A 17,588-nucleotide genomic window follows, 5' to 3' on the forward strand; every position below is an offset into this window, starting at 1 on the left:
ATATTCATCCCAAGCAGAATCTGAAAAAATCAGATTCATTCCAGTAATTCCCTGATAGTGCCGCCCCCTGACTCAAGTTGATTGATAGAATCTAACAGGCGTTGGGCATTTTTGGGGTTTTTGAGTAAATAGGCGGTTTCTTCCAATGCCTGATAATCTTCCAGTGAGATCATCACGACAGCATGGACGTGACGGTCACGGTTTTTGGTGATGATGACGGGTTCGTGATTGTCACAAACATTTTCCATTGTTTCGGCTAAATGCGCCCGTGCAAAAGTATAAGTGGTTGCATCCATAGAAAAGGCATGAGTGCTTGTATAATAGGCGGCCTAGCTTACTGGAATGTTCGGGCGGATGCAAATGTCCGCCCTCTCTACTAATTGACGATAAATTGAAGCCGATAAGACCGTGATAGAAGACATTAATAATCTCTTGCCGCAAACCCAATGCGGCCAGTGCAGTTTTAAAGGTTGCCGTCCGTATGCCCAGGCGATGGCTGAGGGTAGGGCGGACATTAACCAGTGCCCGCCCGGCGGTGACGAAGGCATTGCGGCTTTGGCGGCCTTGTTGGGTGTGCCGCCTAAGCCGCTAAATCCGGCGTTTGGTGAGCATAAGCCGAAGCAGGTGGCCTTTATCATTGAGCAGGATTGTATCGGTTGCGTCAAGTGTATCGCCGCTTGTCCGGTCGATGCCATTTTAGGGGCTGCTAAGTTTATGCACACGGTGCTGGCGGCGGAATGTACGGGCTGTGAGTTGTGTGTCGCCCCTTGTCCGGTCGATTGTATCGTTATGCAGCCTGTCGCGGCAGATGCGCACCGTTTGGACAAGCGCGGGCAGGCGGCTTTGGCAAAACGCCGTTATGAGGCGCGGCTATTGCGTAAGGCGCAAGAGGAAGCCGAGAAGGCGGAACGCGCTAGGCTGAAAAAAGCGGCGTTGTTGAAGGTGAAAGCTGTTTAAATAACAATTTTAATAAACCAAAGGGGAGTTAAAGCGTGGCAAAGGCAAGTGATTTAAAACGGGGTATGGTGGTAGAAATTAACGGTGTGCCGCATATCGTTAAGCACGTTGATGTGAAAAGCCCGTCATCACGCGGGGCGAACACGTTGTATAAAGTCCGTTTTAATAATATGAAAACCGGCTTGAAGCTGGATGAGTCGCTAAAGGGCGATGATACGTTTAAGGATGCGGAATTGGTACGCGCTAAGGTGCAGTATTCCTACAAGGACGGCGATAATTATATTTTTATGAACGCCGAAGATTATAGCCAATACACACTGGCGGCTGAGGATTTGGAAGGGCAGGTCGACTATTTGACGGAAAGTCTGGAAGGTATCGTCGCATTGTTGATTGACGATGAAATTCTGGGGATTGAGTTGCCTGCCACGGTGATTTTGGAGATTATCGAAACGCCGCCGCCTATTAAAGGTTCTTCGGCTTCGGCGCGGACAAAAACAGCGCGGTTAAGTACAGGTTTGGAGGTGCAGGTGCCGGAATATTTGGAAACGGGTGAGTTGATTAAGGTCAATACCGAAACGGGCAAGTATTCGTCGCGTGCCTGATCGGTTGTGATGATGCACGATAACGGGCAGGTGTTAAATGTCCCCCAAGGTCAATTTGAGTTGGGACGTTTGCCTAAGCGTCCTAAGGAATTATTACGCGCTTTTGATGCGGCGGATGAGTATCTGCTGGCGCATCTCGCCGCGTCTGCGCCTGCCCAAACGGCACGGCTATTGGTGCTGAACGATAGTTTCGGCGCATTGGCGGTGGCGTTGGCGGCGTGGCGGCCTTGCGCCCTGTCGGACTCGTATTTGTCGCAACAGGCGACACGGCTTAATCTGACGGCCAATGGCTTGGCCGAGACGCAAGTGGCTTTAATCAGTAGCCTGGCGCCTTTAACAGGCCATTTTGATTGGGTGCTGATTAAGGTGCCGAAAACCTTGGCGTTGCTGGAAGACCAGTTGCTGCGCTTGCGTCCGCATCTGAGCGAAACCAGCCAAGTGGTAGTAGCCGGTATGGTCAAGGCCTTGCCCGCCAATGTCTGGAAATTGTTGGAGCGTTTGCTGGGGCCGACCACGACTTCTTTAGCACAAAAAAAAGCGAGGCTGATTTTTGTCCGGCCTGATGGGGCGAAAGTGTTGCCGCCTAGTCCGTATCCCGTCTATTACACGCTGGAAAATACCGCCTATCGCTTGGCTAACCATGCCAATGTCTTTTCGCGTGACAGCTTGGATATAGGCACACGGTTTTTTCTCCAGCATTTGCCCGCTGCTGCGGATGCTTTGGATATAGTGGATTTAGGTTGCGGTAACGGGGTGGTGGGTTTGTTAGCTGCCGAACGCAATCCGGCCGCTAGGCTGCATTTTATTGACGAGTCTTTTATGGCGGTGGCTTCGGCTGAGGAAAACTTCCGGCGGGCGTTTGGCGGGGGCAGGGCGGCGACGTTTCAGGTGGGAGACGGTTTGACGGCCATGGCTTCCGCCTCGGCTGATATGATTTTATGCAATCCGCCTTTTCATCAGCAAAACACCATCGGCGACCATATTGCTATGGCGATGTTTAAGGAATCGCGCCGCGTATTACGCAAAAATGGCCAACTTTGGGTGATAGGTAATCGCCATTTGGGTTATCACGTTCCGCTTAAACGCTTATTCGGCAAAGTGTCGGCAGTTGCCGGGAATGCCAAATTTGTGATTGTTAAGGCGGTGGTTTAAACGCTTGCGCAACGTTAAAAAGAACCCAAAAATAAGTATTTTTGGGTTCTTTTAAAGATAGTTACGCTGGGGTTACGTTCTCAGCTTGCGGGCCTTTTTGACCTTGAGTCACCTGCATGGTCACTTTTTGGCCTTCGCGCAAGGTTTTGCGGCCGGTGCCGTTAATTGCGCTGTGGTGAACGAAAACATCTTTACCACCTTCTTGTTCAATAAAGCCGAAGCCTTTTTCATCATTGAACCATTTAACGGTACCTACAACTTGATCTGACATATGACACTCTTTACTTAAAAAATCGCCAACATGAATTGGCTTTATAAATCCCAGCCCTGTAAAAAGGCTGGCTCAATCTCGAACTGCAACTCATGTTAGCACTAAAAATACAGCTAGGGCAAAGACATTTTGGTTAAACTCCGATTATTTTTAAGGTAATGAGACTTGCATCACGTCTTTGTTAATTGGACTTGCCTGTTAATCATATTTCAGGTATTTAAAGCGCGGGTCGTCTGGCGTACCCGTTAAGGAGCCGCCTTCCGTTTTGCCGGGTTGCCACTGGATCACGTCTTCGATTTTCCTTGCTAATTCAAAATCTTTGTTAGTGATGCCTTTAGCGGCATGGTTCATTAATTTAACGATGACAAAGGCGTAAGAAACGCTCAGGTCAGGATGGTGGAAAGCGGCTTCCGCCAAATGCCCGATAGTATTGACCACCATTAGGGTGCTTTTCCAGCCGCTGGTTTTATATTTGCGGCGTATCCAACCATTTTCCAGATACCAATGTGGCAATTCTGCCGCCAACCGCGCTTCGGTTTCGGTATCGCTGTAGGTTTCATCGTGCGTGTGTTCTCTCCAGCCCATAACATAACCTCTTTGGTGTGTTGTCAATAACCACCCGGATAGTAACGTCCGGGTGGGTCGGATTTAGTCTGCTTAAACCATTCCGCAAAACCTTGCGTCAGAGCTGTTTCAAATTGAGCACATCCTGCATGTCATACAGGCCATTGGCTTTGTTTTGTAGCCAGATGGCGGCTCTGACCGCCCCGTTGGCAAAGGTCATGCGGCTGCTGGCTTTGTGGGTGATTTCGACGCGCTCACCTTCGTCGGCAAACATGACGGTATGCTCGCCGACAATGTCACCGGCACGGATGGTGGAAAAACCAATGGTTTTCCGGTCGCGTTCGCCGGTATTGCCTTCGCGCCCGTAAATGGCGCAGTCTTCTAAGTTGCGTCCTAAGCTTTGGGCAATGACTTCGCCCATTCTTAAGGCCGTACCTGAGGGTGCGTCAATTTTGTGGCGGTGATGGGCTTCTATGACCTCAATATCGGTATAGTCGCCCATGACTTTGGCGGTGATTTCCAGCAGCTTTAGCGACAGGTTTACCCCGACGCTAAAATTAGGGGCCATGACGATGGCAATCTCCGCTGCGGTGCGGTTAATCAGGTCTTTTTGGCTAGTGTTAAAGCCGGTGGTGCCGATGACCAGTTTTTTTCCGGCACTACGGCACAGGTTCAGGGTTTGTATGGAGTAATCAGGGCGGGTAAAGTCGATCACGACATCAAACTCATCGATCACTTTTACTAAGTCATCGACTATTTTTAGGCCGGATTTACCCATGCCCACCAATAAGGTGGCATCCTGCCCAATAGTGTGGCTGCCCGGGCGGGCAATGGCCGCCGTCAGCTTGGCTTGCGCCGTACCGGTTTCGGCCAGTTTGGCGGCTTTTAGCAAGCATAGCCCCATGCGTCCTGAGGCGCCGACAATTGCGATACGGTTCATGATTATCCTGTCAGTTTATCGAAAAAATTTTTCACCCCATCCAAAAAGGTGTGTTCTTGGGGGCTATGGTGTTTGCCGCCGCCCGTCAAAGATTCACCGAGTTGTTGCACTAGAGCCCGTTGCTCTTTGGTCAGGTTGACTGGTGTTTCTACTTGTACCTTACACAATAAGTCACCGACCGGACCGCCGCGCACGGGCTTAACCCCTTTGCCGCGTAGGCGGAAGGATTTGCCGGTTTGGGTTTCGGGCGGGATTTTCAGCATGACTTTGCCGTCCAGTGTCGGCACTTGTATTTCGTCACCCAAACAAGCGGTGACAAAGCTAATGGGTACTTCGCAATATAAATGGGCACCGTCACGGGTAAAGATTTCATGGTCTTTGACCTTGATTTCGATGTATAAATCACCTGCGGGGCCACCACGCTCACCCGCTTCGCCTTCGCCGCCTAAGCGGATGCGGTCGCCGGTATCAACCCCGGCCGGAATTTTTGCCGACAAGGTTTTAGATTCTTGGACACGGCCTTGGCCGTAGCATTTGCCGCACGGGTCTTTAATCTGTTTGCCTGTGCCCCGGCACGTCGGGCAGGTTTGTTGCACCGAGAAAAAGCCTTGCTGCATCCTGACTTGGCCGTGGCCGTGGCAAGTGGAGCAAATCACTGGAGATGAGCCTTTTTTCGCTCCTGAACCGCTACATTCGCTGCACGAGACTAAGACCGGAATACGGATTTTTTGTTCAGTACCCGCTACAGCTTCTTCAAGGGTTATTTCCAGGTTATAACGCAAATCGGAACCGCGCTGGACACCGCCGCCGCGTTGCTGTCTGCCGCCGCCAAAAATATCGCCGAACACATCGCCGAAAATATCGCTAAAGCCTTCCGCGCCAAAACCGCCGGGCCGGCCACCCATAGACGGGTCAATGCCGGCGTGGCCGAACTGGTCGTAAGCGGCACGTTTTTTAGGATCTGACAGAATTTCGTAAGCTTCTTTGACTTGCTTAAATTTAGCTTCCGCCGCTTCGGGGTTGTCGGCGTTTCTGTCCGGGTGGAACTTCATCGCCAAGCTGCGGTACTTTTTCTTAATTTCGGCATCGCTGGCATTGCGCTCAATACCCAGTACCTTATAAAAATCTTCTTTATCTGCCATGTGTATATTTGACCTTTATTTTCTGTAAGTTCGATAAATTGGTTGTGAAATTGCTATCCGGTTGCCGCCATAATCCGCCGCAACGTGTTGCCTTAGCTTTAGGATATCCCTTATTTGCCCGCTAGGCTTTTCAGAATTTTAAAATCAGAAAGGCTTTAATCGGCAGGGTTATTTCCTATGCTTGCCTTATTAGGCATTAGGATAATGCGGCGCGGTTTTTATACAAGATGTAAGGGCAATTATTGAAAATTAAATCTCTGGGTGAAAAAAAATCCGCTGTTACTGGGTTATGCGGTGGCTACCATTTGTAGGGCGTTCAGGAGCCGCCATTAAGTTAAGCCGCTCGTGGGCGTTGGGCAAGAAAGGCTTGGCTTAATGGCTAGCGAAGTGGCTAGGCCTTATGGGGCGTTGCCTGATGAAAGGGTGTGCCGTAATGGAAAAGGCCTTATGCCAGTTAGCACCGTCATAAGGCCTTGTTCTAGCAATCGCACCGCGCCACTGGCGCGGTGCAAAGCCGCCTATCAGCCATTAATCAAATAATGGGTGAAAATACTGGCGGCATAACCTGCGGCAATCGCAGGTGTCCATTTCAGATGGCTAAAGAAAGTGTACTTATGGTCAGACTGACCCATTAAGGCAACCCCGGCCGCTGAACCGACCGACAATAACGAACCACCGACACCAGCGGTTAATGTCACCAATAACCATTGGTACAAGTCCATATCCACACCCATGTTCAAGACCGCGAACATAACGGGGATATTATCGACGATGGCGGAAATCAAACCGACCATAATGTTGGCGGTGGTGGGGCCTAAGCCTTGGTACATGGCGCTGGACAACAATTCCAGATAGCCGATATAACCTAAGCCGCCGACCGCGAACACCACACCAAAGAAGAACAATAAGGTGTCCCATTCGGCATGACGGACTTTGTTGAAAATATCAAAGCCTTCTTCGCCTTCTGGTGTGTGTTTGACTTTAATGAAATAGCCGTACAGCATCAACGCAGACAAGCCGACCATCATACCCATGAAAGGCGGCAAATGCAGGGCTTGTTTAAAGCTGACCGCAGTCGCGATGGTGAACAGGAACATCACGCAGATTTGGATCGCGCCATATTTCAATTGCACCGCTTCTTCGGTCGTTTCTTTGGGCTGTTCATCGGGTACGGCAAAGTACATGACGGCCGCAGGCACGGCATAGTTAACCAATGAAGGGATAAACAGTCTGAAAAAGTCAAAGAACTCCGCGTATTCCGCTTGCCAAACCATCAGCGTGGTAATGTCGCCGAACGGGCAGAACGCACCGCCCGCGTTAGCGGCAATTACCAAGTTGACAAAGCCGATACTGACAAATTTAGGATTGTCAGAACCCACTGCCAGAACCACCGCACCGACTAACAAGGCCGCAGTCAGGTTGTCGGCCACTGACGACAAGAAGAACGTGATGACACCGGTGATCAAGAACAATTTCCGGTAGCCGAATTGTCTTCTGACCAGCCAAGAACGCAGCGCTTCAAACACATTACGTTCGGCCATACTGTTGATATAGGTCATCGCGACCAGCAAAAATAGCATCAGCTCGGCATATTCTTTCAAATCATGCTCAAAAGCCGCGTGCATTTCCTCAGCAGGAACGCCTTTTTGCTGGGCTAAAATCGCCGCGTGCGCCCAAATGATGCCCGCCGCCAGAATAACTGGCTTGGACTTGCGCAAATGGGTAAATTCTTCTGTCATTACAAAGCCGTAAGCAATGACAAAAATTAATACGGTATAGATGCCGCGCTGCGTGCCGGTCATGTCGAGATTCGCAAATCCCTCCGTTTCCGCCATCGCCAGTTGCGGTACCAGCATAACCAGTAACGTCACTAATAAAAAACGAACCACAAAATCCCCCTCTCTCTTAATATAATTGAACAAATACACAAAATTTAACAGTTAATGGTATCACCATCCAATAAATTTTGTCATTTTATGACGCACAGTATATGATGGACAACTACGAATTTTCGCCTGAAAGGTACTCCAAACACGCATCATGTATCAGTATAACGAAATAGACCAAACCCTTGTCAATGAACGGGTCGCCCAGTTTAGACGGCAAACCGAAAAATATTTGCAAGGTGAGCTGACTGACGACCAGTTCCGCGCCTTACGTCTTAGAAATGGCCTGTATATCCAAACCCACGCGCCCATGTTGCGGGTCGCCATCCCTTACGGTTTGCTCAGCTCCGCGCAAGTGCGCAAGTTCGCCCATATCGCCCGGACGTATGACAAAAACTATTGCCATTTCACCACCCGCCAAAACGTCCAGTATAACTGGCCGAAATTGGAACAAGTACCGGATATTTTGGCGGAGTTGGCGACAGTGCAAATGCACGCCATCCAAACCAGCGGCAACTGTATGCGCAACACGACATCCGACCATTTGGCCGGGGTGGCGGTCGATGAGTTGGAAGATCCGCGCCCGTATTGCGAAATTATCCGCCAATGGACAACGTTACACCCTGAGTTCGATTATTTGCCGCGTAAATTTAAAATCGCCTTCAGCGGCTCTTTAAGCGACCGTGCGGCGACGCAGTTCCACGACATTGGCGTGCATCTGGTCAAAAATGACGCGGGCGAAACGGGCTTTAGGATTTTGGTGGGCGGCGGCTTAGGCCGTACCCCGATTATCGGCCAAGTCATCCGGCCTTTTTTAGAAAGGCAGCATTTGTTGTCTTATCTGGAAGCCATCCTCAGAATTTATAACCTGTTTGGCCGCCGCGACAATAAATATAAGGCGCGTATCAAGATTTTGGTTAAAGAAACCGGTCTGGATACTTTTTCCGAAATGGTGGAAGCGGAGTGGCAACAGATTAAAGACGGTATGGAATTATCCGACGCGCGTATTGAGGCCATTAAAGGCCATTTTACCCTGCCGGATTATGACCAGACCGCTGCGGCAGATGAGACCTTTAACCAAGCCATACAAGAAAATCCGGCCTTTGCGACGTGGTATAAACACAATACCGTCAGCCATAAAGTACCCGGCTACCGCGCGGTGTTCTTGTCGCTCAAAGCGCCTGAAGTGCCGCCCGGCGATATGACCGATGCCCAATTGGATGCCGTCGCCGATTTGGCCGACCGCTACAGCTTTGGCGAATTGCGCACTACCCATCGCCAGAACTTGGTTTTTTCCGATGTCAAACAAGCAGATTTGTTGGCTTTGTGGCAACACTTGCAAACGCTGAATTTGGCCACGCCCAATATCGGCACGGCCACCGACATCATTTGCTGCCCAGGTTTGGATTTTTGTTCGCTGGCTAATGCCGGATCTATCGGCATTACCAAAGAAATCAACGACGTGTTAGATGACATGGATTATCTGCATGATATTGGCGATGTCAAAATCAACATATCCGGTTGCATGAACGGCTGTGCGCACCAAAGCGTCGGCCATATCGGTATCTTGGGGGTCGATAAAAAAGGTACCGAATGGTATCAGCTCACTTTGGGCGGCTCTTCCGAAAACGAAGCGGCTATCGGCGAGCGTTTAGGGCCTGCGGTCGCCAAAACCGAGGTTACCCAAGCGGTCACGACGATATTGTCCGTTTACGTCCAGCAACGTCTGGAAGACGAAACCTTTTTGGACATGGTAAAACGGGTAGGCATCGACCCTTTCAAGGAGCAAGTATATGCAACTCATTAAAGACAAACAGATTGTTGACGATAATTGGCAAGATTTGGCGGATGATGCCGAGTTGGCGGCGGGCGATATTAGCGTGTCCTTAAGCCGCTGGCAGACCGAAAAGGCGCAACTTTTGGCGCATGAAGGCCAATTGGGTATCCGTATCAGCCCCGCTGACAGTGTCGCCGATTTTGCCGCTGATCTGGACAAAATCGCCTTGGTGGAGTTGGATTTTCCTGACTTTGCCGATGGCCGTCTGTTTTCCCACGCTTGGCTGTTGCGTAGCCGTTATGGTTTCCAAGGCGAAATCCGTGCGACCGGACACTATATGCCCGATCAGGTGTTTTATTTGGCCAGGGTAGGGGTGAATGCCTTCAAACCCGCCACCGCCGAGCAGTTGCCCGTGCAATTGGGTTATTTGCAAGATTTTACGGTGACGTATCAGGATTCGGTGAATTAGGCCGTTAAGCCATTAGCCGCTTTATATGGCCCGCTAAGCTGTCCGGCTTAGCGGGTTTTTGCATTTTAAGGTAAGTTATGTAGATTAACCGACGGCTTTTCCTGTCCACATAATACCTGCCATTGTGACTAATGGCAGGCTGTTAATCATTAAGCCAATCTACCCACCGCCACTTTCGCCAACTCACTCAAACCGTCGCCGCCGTTTTGGTAATGGGCAATAATGGCTTGGCGCATTCTCGGCTCCCATGAGCGCATGAGGTGGTTTTTTACGCCTTCTGCGGCGACTTCCTTATCCGGTTCGGCATTAAAAAAATCGCTGATGTCATTAGCCATTTTGATGAGTCTGTCTGTTTTCATGGTCTGCTGTGTAGTTTTTTAAGTATGTTGGGGATGGAGTAAACGTTGCGGATGGGTATAAACGACATGCTGTTGGTCACGCGCGAAACCGATGAGGGTGACTCCGGTATCGTGCGCCAAACGTATCGCTAAGCCGGTCGGTGCGGAAATGGCTGCCAGCAAGGTGATGCCGACAAATGCCGATTTTTGCACCATTTCATAACTGGCACGGCTCGTGACAATCACAAAGCCCGCGCTTAAGTCGCGGTTACTTTTTAGCAATAAACCGATCAGCTTATCTAGGGCATTATGCCGTCCGACATCTTCACGCAAATCAACAATGCCTTGTCCCGGTACAGCCCAAGCGGCTGCATGGACGGAGCCGGTCAATTTATTGAGTTTTTGCCGCTGTTTGACTTCGGCCAAAGCACTGATCAGCTCTTCGGAAGTGACCGACAGCTTACCCTGCACAGGCGGCGGTTGGCGGATAGCCTGTTTTAAGGTGGTCGCGCCACACAAGCCGCAGCCTGTCCGTCCGGTCAGGTTACGGCCTTTGTCGGACAAACAGGAAAAGCGTTGTTCAGGAATTTTTAGCTGCACTTCAATGCCATTGGCGCGGTTGAAAACCCGGCTGGACAATAACTCTTGCGGGTCGCCAATAATGCCTTCCGTGATGCTAAAGCCTAAGGCGAACTCTTCCAGATTGGTGGGCGTTGCCAGCATGACGACATGTGGCACGCCATTGTAGACCAAGGCGATAGGGACTTCTTCGGCAATGTAATCAAGCTCTTCGGAACGCTGGTTGTTATGCCAGCGTTCAACGGTGCTTTGTTGGTAACTGGGCCATCCTAAATCTAAGGACAGTCCGTTAGCCATTGCTCATGCCTTGTGCCAGCAAATCCAGTTGGTTGTCCGAAAAGGCTTGATAATTTTCTTGCCATTGCGAGGTTTGGTTGACTTTGGTGACTTGTACCGCCGTGACTTTATATTCAGGGCAGTTGGTCGCCCAGTCGGAGTTGTCGGTGGTGATGACGTTCGCGCCGGATTCGGGGAAGTGGAACGTGGTGTAGACCACGCCCGGTTGTACCCGGTCGCTGACCAAGGCGCGTAACACGGTTTCACCGGCACGGCTCTTAATGCCTACCCAGTCGCCGCTGTTCAGGCCACGGTCTTCGGCATCGTGCGGATGAATTTCCAAACGGTCTTCCGAATGCCATTGGTTGTTCTCGGTACGGCGGGTTTGGGCGCCGACGTTGTATTGCGACAAGATACGTCCGGTGGTCAGGATTAACGGGAACATCGGCGTGACACGCTCTTGCGTGGCGACATAATCGGTCAGCATGAACAAGCCTTTGCCGTTGTCGCGCATAAACTCTTCAACGTGCATGATCGGTGTGCCTTCTGGAGACTCCTCGTTACAAGGCCATTGGATACTGCCCAGTTCATCAATTTTTTCATAGCTGACCCCGGCAAAGGTTGGGGTCAGGCTGGCGATTTCCGCCATGATTTCTGACGGGTGGCTGTAGTTCATCGGATAGCCCATTGCATTGGACAGCAATTGGGTGATTTCCCAGTCCTGATAGCCCGCTAATGGGGTCATGACTTTGCGGACGGGAGAAATCCGCCGTTCGGCGTTGGTGAACGTACCGCTTTTTTCTAAGAAAGACGCGCCGGGCAGGAACACATGGGCGAATTTGGCGGTTTCGTTCAAGAACAAATCTTGGACGATGACACATTCCATAGACCGTAAGGCGGCATGGACGTGTTGGATATCAGGATCAGATTGGGCGATGTCTTCACCTTCGACATACAGCCCCATAAAGGTTTTGTCCATGGCCGAATCAAACATATTAGGGATGCGCAAGCCCGGATTCAGGCTGAGTTCGGCATTCCACGCTTGTTCAAACAATTGGTTGGTTTCTGGGTTGCCGACATGGCGGTAGCCAGGGTATTCATGCGGGAATGAACCCATATCACAAGAACCTTGGACGTTGTTTTGGCCGCGTAATGGGTTAACGCCCACGCCGTCGCGGCCTAAGTTCCCGGTCGCCATCGCCAAGTTGGCAATGCCGATAACCATTGTTGAGCCTTGGCTGTGTTCGGTTACGCCCAAGCCGTAATAGATCGCGCCGTTACCTGCTTTGGCATACAATCTGGCGGCTTCCCTGATTTGTGCCGCAGGTACGCCAGTAATGGCTTCTGTGGTTTCTGGGGCGTGTTTAGGATCGGCAATAAAGCTTTTCCATTTGTTATAAGAAGCTACATCACAGCGTTCGGCGGCAAACGCATCGTCAGTCAGGTTTTCGGTGACCACGACATGGGCTAAGGCGTTAATCAAAGCGACATTGGTGCTGGGGCGTAATTTCAGATGGTAAGACGCTTGGACATGTGGGGTTTTGACCAAGTCGATTTCGCGGGGGTCAACTACAATCAGTTTTGCGCCTTGGCGCAAACGTTTCTTCATGAAAGAGCCAAATACGGGGTGGCCGTCAGTCGGGTTGGCACCGATAACCATGATGACATCGGCTTTCATGACCGAGTCAAAATCTTGGGTGCCTGAGGATTCGCCAAAAGTCTGTTTCAGGCCATAGCCGGTCGGGGAGTGGCAAACCCGTGCGCAGGTGTCGACATTGTTGTTGCCGAAGCCGGCGCGGATCAGTTTTTGCACCAGATAGGCCTCTTCGTTGGTGCAGCGTGAGGAGGTTATACCGCCAATGGCATCTTTGCCGTATTGGGCTTGGATGCGTTTCATTTCGCTAGCGGCGTAGCTGATCGCTTCATCCCAGCTGACTTCCCGCCAAGCATCTTTAATGCTGGCACGGATCATCGGTTTGGTGATGCGGTCTTTATGGGTTGCATAGCCGAAGGCAAAACGGCCTTTGACGCAAGAATGCCCGTGGTTAGCCTTGCCGTCTTTATTCGGTACCATACGGATGACTTGTTCGCCTTTCATTTCGGCGCGGAACGAGCAACCGACACCGCAATAGGCGCAGGTAGTGACGATGGCGTGTTCGGGCTGGCCGTTGTCGATGACCGATTTTTCCATCAGGGTGGCGGTCGGGCAAGCTTGGACGCAAGCGCCGCAAGATACGCACTCGGATTCCATGAACGGTTGGTTTTGGCTAGGTGAAACCTTAGAATCAAAGCCACGGCCATCAATGGTCAAAGCAAACGTGCCTTGGGTTTCTTCACAGGCCCTAACGCAACGTGAGCAAACGATACATTTGCTGGGGTCGAAAGTAAAGTAAGGGTTGCTGGTGTCTTTAACGGCGTTTAAGTGGGTTTCCACTGGGTTATAGCGCACTTCGCGCAAACCCACCGAGCCTGCCATGTCTTGCAATTCGCAGTCGCCATTGGCGGCGCAGGTCAGGCAATCTAACGGGTGGTCAGAAATGTACAGTTCCATCACGCCACGGCGTACTTCCGCTAAGCGTGGGTTTTGGGTAGTGATTTTTTGGCCTTCGGCAACGGGTGTGGTGCAAGAGGCGGGCATACCGCGGCCGCCTTCGATTTGTACCAGACATAAACGGCAGGAGCCAAACGGCTCGATGCTGTCGGTCGCGCACAGCTTAGGGATGTCTATGCCGATGCTCGATGCGGCACGCATGATAGATGTGCCGGCGGGGACGGTCACCTTAAAGCCATCAATTTCAACGTTGACAGTGGCGGTGGCGGTACTGGCGGGGGTGCCAAAATCTTGTTCTTTATTCATGCTCATGGTGATGTCCTCTCGCTGGGCGTGTGTTCGTTGTTACTGCTTAAGTTAAAGGGGCGCTACAGATAAGCAGCCCGACGCTAGGCTATGGATTATTTGCAGGCAGTGCCCTAATTATAACCCATTACGTTGGGTAATGCGCTGGTCTAGTGGGCCGGTTTTCTGTTCTGGCGTTAAGGCTTTCCCTGCTAGGCAATTCAATGTTATCTACGGCAATATGATGTGCATAAACCTTTTGGGCAGATGCCTTAATCTTCTGTAGCGGTAAATTTCTTATCTGTTTTAAAGACTGTTAGCTAACCGTTCATTAACGCTGACTAAAGCCAAGTCACCTATGCCGCTTTTACAAAAACTTCCCATCGTAATGCGGCGTAGGTGTTACACATAGTATTGCCTTTAATCCTTACGCTTCAACCCCAAAATCTTGCGGGAAATGGTTTAACGCGCTAAGCACAGGGTACGGGGTCATGCCACCTAAGGCGCACAGCGAGCCGTTCAGCAGGGTGTCGCATAAGGAACGTAACAGCGGTACATTTTTACTCAAATCGTTACCAGCGATAATGTCGTCCATCAGTTCCATGCCACGGGTCGAACCGATCCGGCAAGGGGTGCATTTGCCGCAGGATTCAATGGCGCAGAATTCCATGCTGTAACGGGCCAGTTCCGCCATGTCGGCAGTATCGTCAAAGGCTACCACACCGCCGTGGCCGACCACTGCCCATATAGCCGCGAAGGACTCGTAATCTAACGGGGTGTCGAATTGTGATTCAGGCAGGTAAGCGCCCAAGGGGCCGCCGACCTGCACCGCTTTAATAGGCCGTCCGGTAGCGGAGCCGCCGCCGAAGTCATATAGCAATTCGCGCAGGGTCAGGCCGAAGGCCAATTCGACCAGGCCGCCGCGTTTGAGATTGCCCGCCAATTGGATAGGCAAGGTGCCTCGTGAACGCCCCATGCCAAAGTCGCGGTAGTAGTCGCCGCCTTTGTCGAGGATGATCGGTACGGAAGCCAAGGAAATGACGTTGTTGACGACGGTAGGCTGGCCAAATAGGCCTTTAATGGCGGGCAGGGGCGGCTTAAAGCGCACTAAGCCACGTTTGCCTTCCAGACTTTCCATTAAGGAGGTTTCTTCGCCGCAGACATACGCGCCTGCGCCTAAGCGCACTTCAAGGTGGAAGGCTTTGCCGCTACCTAACACGGAGTCGCCCAAATAACCTGCCGCATAGGCTTTGTCAATGGCGGTGGTCAAGGCTTTATGGGCATGGGGATATTCCACGCGCAGGTAAATATAGCCCTGGCTTGCGCCGACCGCCAAACCGGCGATGGTCATGCCTTCAATTAATACAAACGGGTCGCCTTCCATGACCATACGGTCGGAGAAAGTGCCGGAGTCGCCTTCGTCGGCGTTGCAGATGATGTATTTTTGCTCGGATGGGGTGTTTAGCACCGTATTCCATTTGATGCCGGTCGGGAACGCCGCGCCGCCGCGTCCGCGCAGGCCGGAGTCGGTCACGGCCTTGACGATGTCGGCTTGTGCCATGTTGAGGGCGTTGTTCAGGCCCTGGTAGCCGTTATGGGCTATATAGCTGTCTAGGCAAACCGGATCGGTGATGCCGATACGCGCGAAAGTCAGGCGTTGTTGTCTTTTCAGATACTCCAGCTCTTCGGTTAGGCCTAAGCTTAAGGCATGGTCGCCGCCGTTGGTAAAGTCGGCATCGAACAGGCTGGCGACATCTTTCGTTTGCACGGGGCCGTAGGCAATGCGGCCTTGGGCGGTGTCTACTTCAACTAAAGGCTCCAGCCAGAACATGCCGCGTGAGCCGTTGCGGATCAGGTTGACCCTGATGCCGCGTTGCTGGGCTTCGTGCAGGATGGCGGCGGCGACGCGGTCGGCACCGAGGGAAATGGCGCTGGAGTCACAAGGGACGTAAAGGGTCTTAATCATGCCGCTGCCTCCGTGTTGGCAATTAATTCATCAAACAGTTCAGGGGACACCCGGCCATAAATGTCCGTGCCAATTTGTAGGGCAGGGGAGCAGGCGCAGTTGCCTAGGCAGTAAACGGGTTCTAAAGAAAACGCGCCGTCAACGGTGGTTTCATGGAAATCAATGCCCAACTTGGCTTTGACGTGGGCTTCCAAATGCTTGCTGCCCATAGATTGGCAGGATTCGGCGCGGCACAGTTGGATGATTTGCTTACCTGGCGGAGTCTCACGGAAATAATGATAAAAACTGATGACACCATGAACTTCTGCCCGCGATAAGTTAAGGGCTTTGGCAATAACCGGAACGCTATCGGCAGGGATATAGCCCAGCGTGTCCTGCACACCATGAAGAATCGGTAAAAGTGCGCCGGGTTTATCTTTAAGGGCAGTAGCGATGGCCTGCACTGTTGATAGCATAGTGCTTGTGTCTGTCATAATTCTCTCACGGTAGTGAATCCCTGCTTAAAGGCAGCATCCGTCCTGATTGCTGCGTAATAAAAAAGCGCTGTAGAAAAGGGCGATGTAACAAGATTGTAATCCCCTAGCATAGCATAAGAAATTTTATGTGTAAAAGTCACAAACATGCTACCTTCGCTGGCTATAAAGCTTTTGGCAACGCCTTGGCGACCTTGATATTTTTGAAAAAAGTCAGGCTATAAAGTTCATTGTTTTTTATCTGCAATGGCTTAAAGTAGGGTTTAGCTGTCATCGGTCTGGTCGGCTAAACGGGCCAGTTGGGCGGTTATCGCCGCCAGGTTTTCCGCCGTTTCGGTGCGTAAGGTGGCATGGGCGATCTTACGGCCTTTACGCGGCTCTTTGCCATAAAGGTGCAGGTGTACGCCGGGGATGCTTAAAATGTCGGCACTGGCCGGCAGGCCGCCGATAAAGTTGACCATGGCCGCTTTATTGACGGCGGCGGTCGAACCTAAGGGTAAGCCGGTTATTGCGCGGAGATGGTTTTCAAATTGGCTGGTTTGCGCCCCTTCAATTGTCCAATGTCCTGAATTGTGGACGCGCGGGGCAAATTCGTTGGCGATCAGTTGCCCATCCACTTCAAACAATTCCAAAGCCAAAATTCCGACATAATTTAAGGCTTCGAGCAGGCGAGTGACATAAACTTGTGCTGATACCTGTAGGCGGTCATCGGTGGTGCATTCGGAGACCCGTAAAATGCCGCCGCGATGGCGGTTTTCGGACAAGGGGTAGTAGACAATTTCGCCAGCGGCATTGCGGGCGGCAATGACCGACACTTCGCGGCTAAACGGCACGAACGCCTCGACAATGGCGGGTACGCCGTCCAGCACCGTCCAGGCAGCGGCTAAATCGGCGGCAGTCCGCAGTACCGATTGGCCTTTGCCGTCATAACCTTGGGTGCGGCTTTTCAGTACAGCCGGATAGCCTATCGTCGCCATGGCGGCTTGGAGTTCGTCAAGGCTGTTGACGGCGGCATAAGCCGGAGTGGCGATGCCGATGCTATTAAAGAAATTTTTCTCGACCAAACGGTCTTGGGCAACGGCCAAAGCCTTAGGTGAGGGGTGTACTTGGGTGTGCGAGGATAAAAAATCCGCCACGTCGGCGGGGACGTTTTCAAATTCATAAGTGACGACATCGGCGCGTTCCGCCAATTGCGCCAGCAACGCCAAATCGTTGTAGTCACCGTGCAGATGTTCGCCTAATGGATTGGCGCAAGCATCAGCCGAGGGGTCTAAAAAAATAAACTCCAGACCTAGCGGATAACCCGCCAAAGCAATCATGCGGGCGAGTTGTCCTGCGCCCAATATCCCGACTTTCATAA

General features: G+C 51.6%; 17 protein-coding genes. 5 read left to right on the top strand and 12 right to left on the bottom strand.

All coding sequences use genetic code 11. The features are described from left to right. Window positions 1-35: 35 nt before the first annotated feature. Window positions 36-296 (bottom strand): type II toxin-antitoxin system Phd/YefM family antitoxin, encoded by a 261-nt coding sequence (locus AADEFJLK_RS12295; RefSeq protein WP_103974491.1) that lies wholly within the window; start codon window positions 294-296, stop codon window positions 36-38. A 112-nt stretch (window positions 297-408) separates the two neighbouring features. Here AADEFJLK_RS12295 and AADEFJLK_RS12300 point away from each other — a divergent pair, with 112 nt between their 5' ends. From AADEFJLK_RS12300 to AADEFJLK_RS12310, 3 genes are read left to right on the top strand one after another with little or no spacing between them, the layout of a single operon-like run. After that, entirely contained in the window at window positions 409-957 is a 549-nt protein-coding gene (locus AADEFJLK_RS12300) for an RnfABCDGE type electron transport complex subunit B (protein ID WP_103974492.1), read from the top strand. A 35-nt stretch (window positions 958-992) separates the two neighbouring features. Beyond that, window positions 993-1,559, top strand: coding sequence for an elongation factor P-like protein EfpL (gene efpL / locus AADEFJLK_RS12305; protein WP_103974493.1), 567 nt, complete (start codon window positions 993-995; stop codon window positions 1,557-1,559). 9 nt (window positions 1,560-1,568) lie between these two features. Continuing rightward, window positions 1,569-2,711, top strand: coding sequence for a methyltransferase (locus tag AADEFJLK_RS12310; protein WP_428839027.1), 1,143 nt, complete (start codon window positions 1,569-1,571; stop codon window positions 2,709-2,711). A gap of 61 nt (window positions 2,712-2,772) precedes the next feature. Here AADEFJLK_RS12310 and AADEFJLK_RS12315 read toward each other — a convergent pair whose 3' ends face one another. The 5 genes from AADEFJLK_RS12315 to nhaD all read right to left on the bottom strand — a co-directional run bounded on the left by AADEFJLK_RS12315 (window position 2,773) and on the right by nhaD (window position 7,484). Continuing rightward, a complete protein-coding gene (locus AADEFJLK_RS12315) occupies window positions 2,773-2,982 on the bottom strand; it encodes a cold-shock protein (RefSeq protein ID WP_019867332.1) in 210 nt (69 codons plus the stop codon). A gap of 198 nt (window positions 2,983-3,180) precedes the next feature. Next, the gene (locus AADEFJLK_RS12320) at window positions 3,181-3,567 is read right to left on the bottom strand and encodes a 4a-hydroxytetrahydrobiopterin dehydratase (RefSeq protein ID WP_103974494.1); all 387 of its coding nucleotides are present in this window, start codon (window positions 3,565-3,567) and stop codon (window positions 3,181-3,183) included. A gap of 97 nt (window positions 3,568-3,664) precedes the next feature. Further along, window positions 3,665-4,486, bottom strand: a complete 822-nt coding sequence (gene dapB / locus AADEFJLK_RS12325; RefSeq protein WP_211299211.1) for a 4-hydroxy-tetrahydrodipicolinate reductase — start codon at window positions 4,484-4,486, stop codon at window positions 3,665-3,667. 2 nt (window positions 4,487-4,488) lie between these two features. Next, window positions 4,489-5,628, bottom strand: coding sequence for a molecular chaperone DnaJ (dnaJ, locus tag AADEFJLK_RS12330; protein WP_088618844.1), 1,140 nt, complete (start codon window positions 5,626-5,628; stop codon window positions 4,489-4,491). 521 nt (window positions 5,629-6,149) lie between these two features. Continuing rightward, complete coding sequence (nhaD, locus tag AADEFJLK_RS12335) at window positions 6,150-7,484, bottom strand: sodium:proton antiporter NhaD (protein ID WP_428839029.1); 1,335 nt, start codon at window positions 7,482-7,484, stop codon at window positions 6,150-6,152. Between the two features lie 184 nt (window positions 7,485-7,668). Between nhaD and AADEFJLK_RS12340 the strand changes: the two genes are divergently transcribed. Next, window positions 7,669-9,321: a nitrite/sulfite reductase gene (locus AADEFJLK_RS12340; protein ID WP_103974496.1), complete on the top strand. Its 1,653-nt coding sequence runs from the start codon at window positions 7,669-7,671 to the stop codon at window positions 9,319-9,321. Further along, a complete protein-coding gene (locus tag AADEFJLK_RS12345; protein WP_103974497.1) occupies window positions 9,308-9,760 on the top strand; it encodes a DUF934 domain-containing protein in 453 nt (150 codons plus the stop codon). The genes AADEFJLK_RS12340 and AADEFJLK_RS12345 overlap by 14 nt, the downstream gene beginning before the upstream one ends. Before the next feature lie 149 nt (window positions 9,761-9,909). On the opposite strand, the gene AADEFJLK_RS12350 is transcribed toward AADEFJLK_RS12345, so the two are convergent. The 6 genes from AADEFJLK_RS12350 to AADEFJLK_RS12375 form a co-directional block, all read right to left on the bottom strand. Then, window positions 9,910-10,119 carry a formate dehydrogenase subunit delta gene (locus AADEFJLK_RS12350; protein ID WP_088618847.1) on the bottom strand — a complete coding sequence of 70 codons (210 nt, stop codon included), beginning with the start codon at window positions 10,117-10,119 and terminating at the stop codon, window positions 9,910-9,912. Window positions 10,120-10,137: 18 nt separating this feature from the next. Next, window positions 10,138-10,974: a formate dehydrogenase accessory sulfurtransferase FdhD gene (fdhD, locus tag AADEFJLK_RS12355; protein ID WP_103974498.1), complete on the bottom strand. Its 837-nt coding sequence runs from the start codon at window positions 10,972-10,974 to the stop codon at window positions 10,138-10,140. After that, the gene (gene fdhF, locus AADEFJLK_RS12360; protein WP_103974499.1) at window positions 10,967-13,816 is read right to left on the bottom strand and encodes a formate dehydrogenase subunit alpha; all 2,850 of its coding nucleotides are present in this window, start codon (window positions 13,814-13,816) and stop codon (window positions 10,967-10,969) included. Before fdhF ends, fdhD begins: the two co-directional genes overlap by 8 nt. A gap of 400 nt (window positions 13,817-14,216) precedes the next feature. Next, window positions 14,217-15,755, bottom strand: coding sequence for a formate dehydrogenase beta subunit (locus AADEFJLK_RS12365; RefSeq protein ID WP_103974500.1), 1,539 nt, complete (start codon window positions 15,753-15,755; stop codon window positions 14,217-14,219). Then, complete coding sequence (locus AADEFJLK_RS12370) at window positions 15,752-16,228, bottom strand: formate dehydrogenase subunit gamma (protein ID WP_103974501.1); 477 nt, start codon at window positions 16,226-16,228, stop codon at window positions 15,752-15,754. Before AADEFJLK_RS12370 ends, AADEFJLK_RS12365 begins: the two co-directional genes overlap by 4 nt. Before the next feature lie 263 nt (window positions 16,229-16,491). Then, the gene (locus AADEFJLK_RS12375) at window positions 16,492-17,586 is read right to left on the bottom strand and encodes a 5-(carboxyamino)imidazole ribonucleotide synthase (RefSeq protein WP_088618852.1); all 1,095 of its coding nucleotides are present in this window, start codon (window positions 17,584-17,586) and stop codon (window positions 16,492-16,494) included. Window positions 17,587-17,588 lie beyond the last annotated feature (2 nt).

Source organism: Methylovulum psychrotolerans, from assembly GCF_002923755.1.
In the GTDB taxonomy this organism is placed as follows: Bacteria; Pseudomonadota; Gammaproteobacteria; order Methylococcales; family Methylomonadaceae; genus Methylovulum; species Methylovulum psychrotolerans.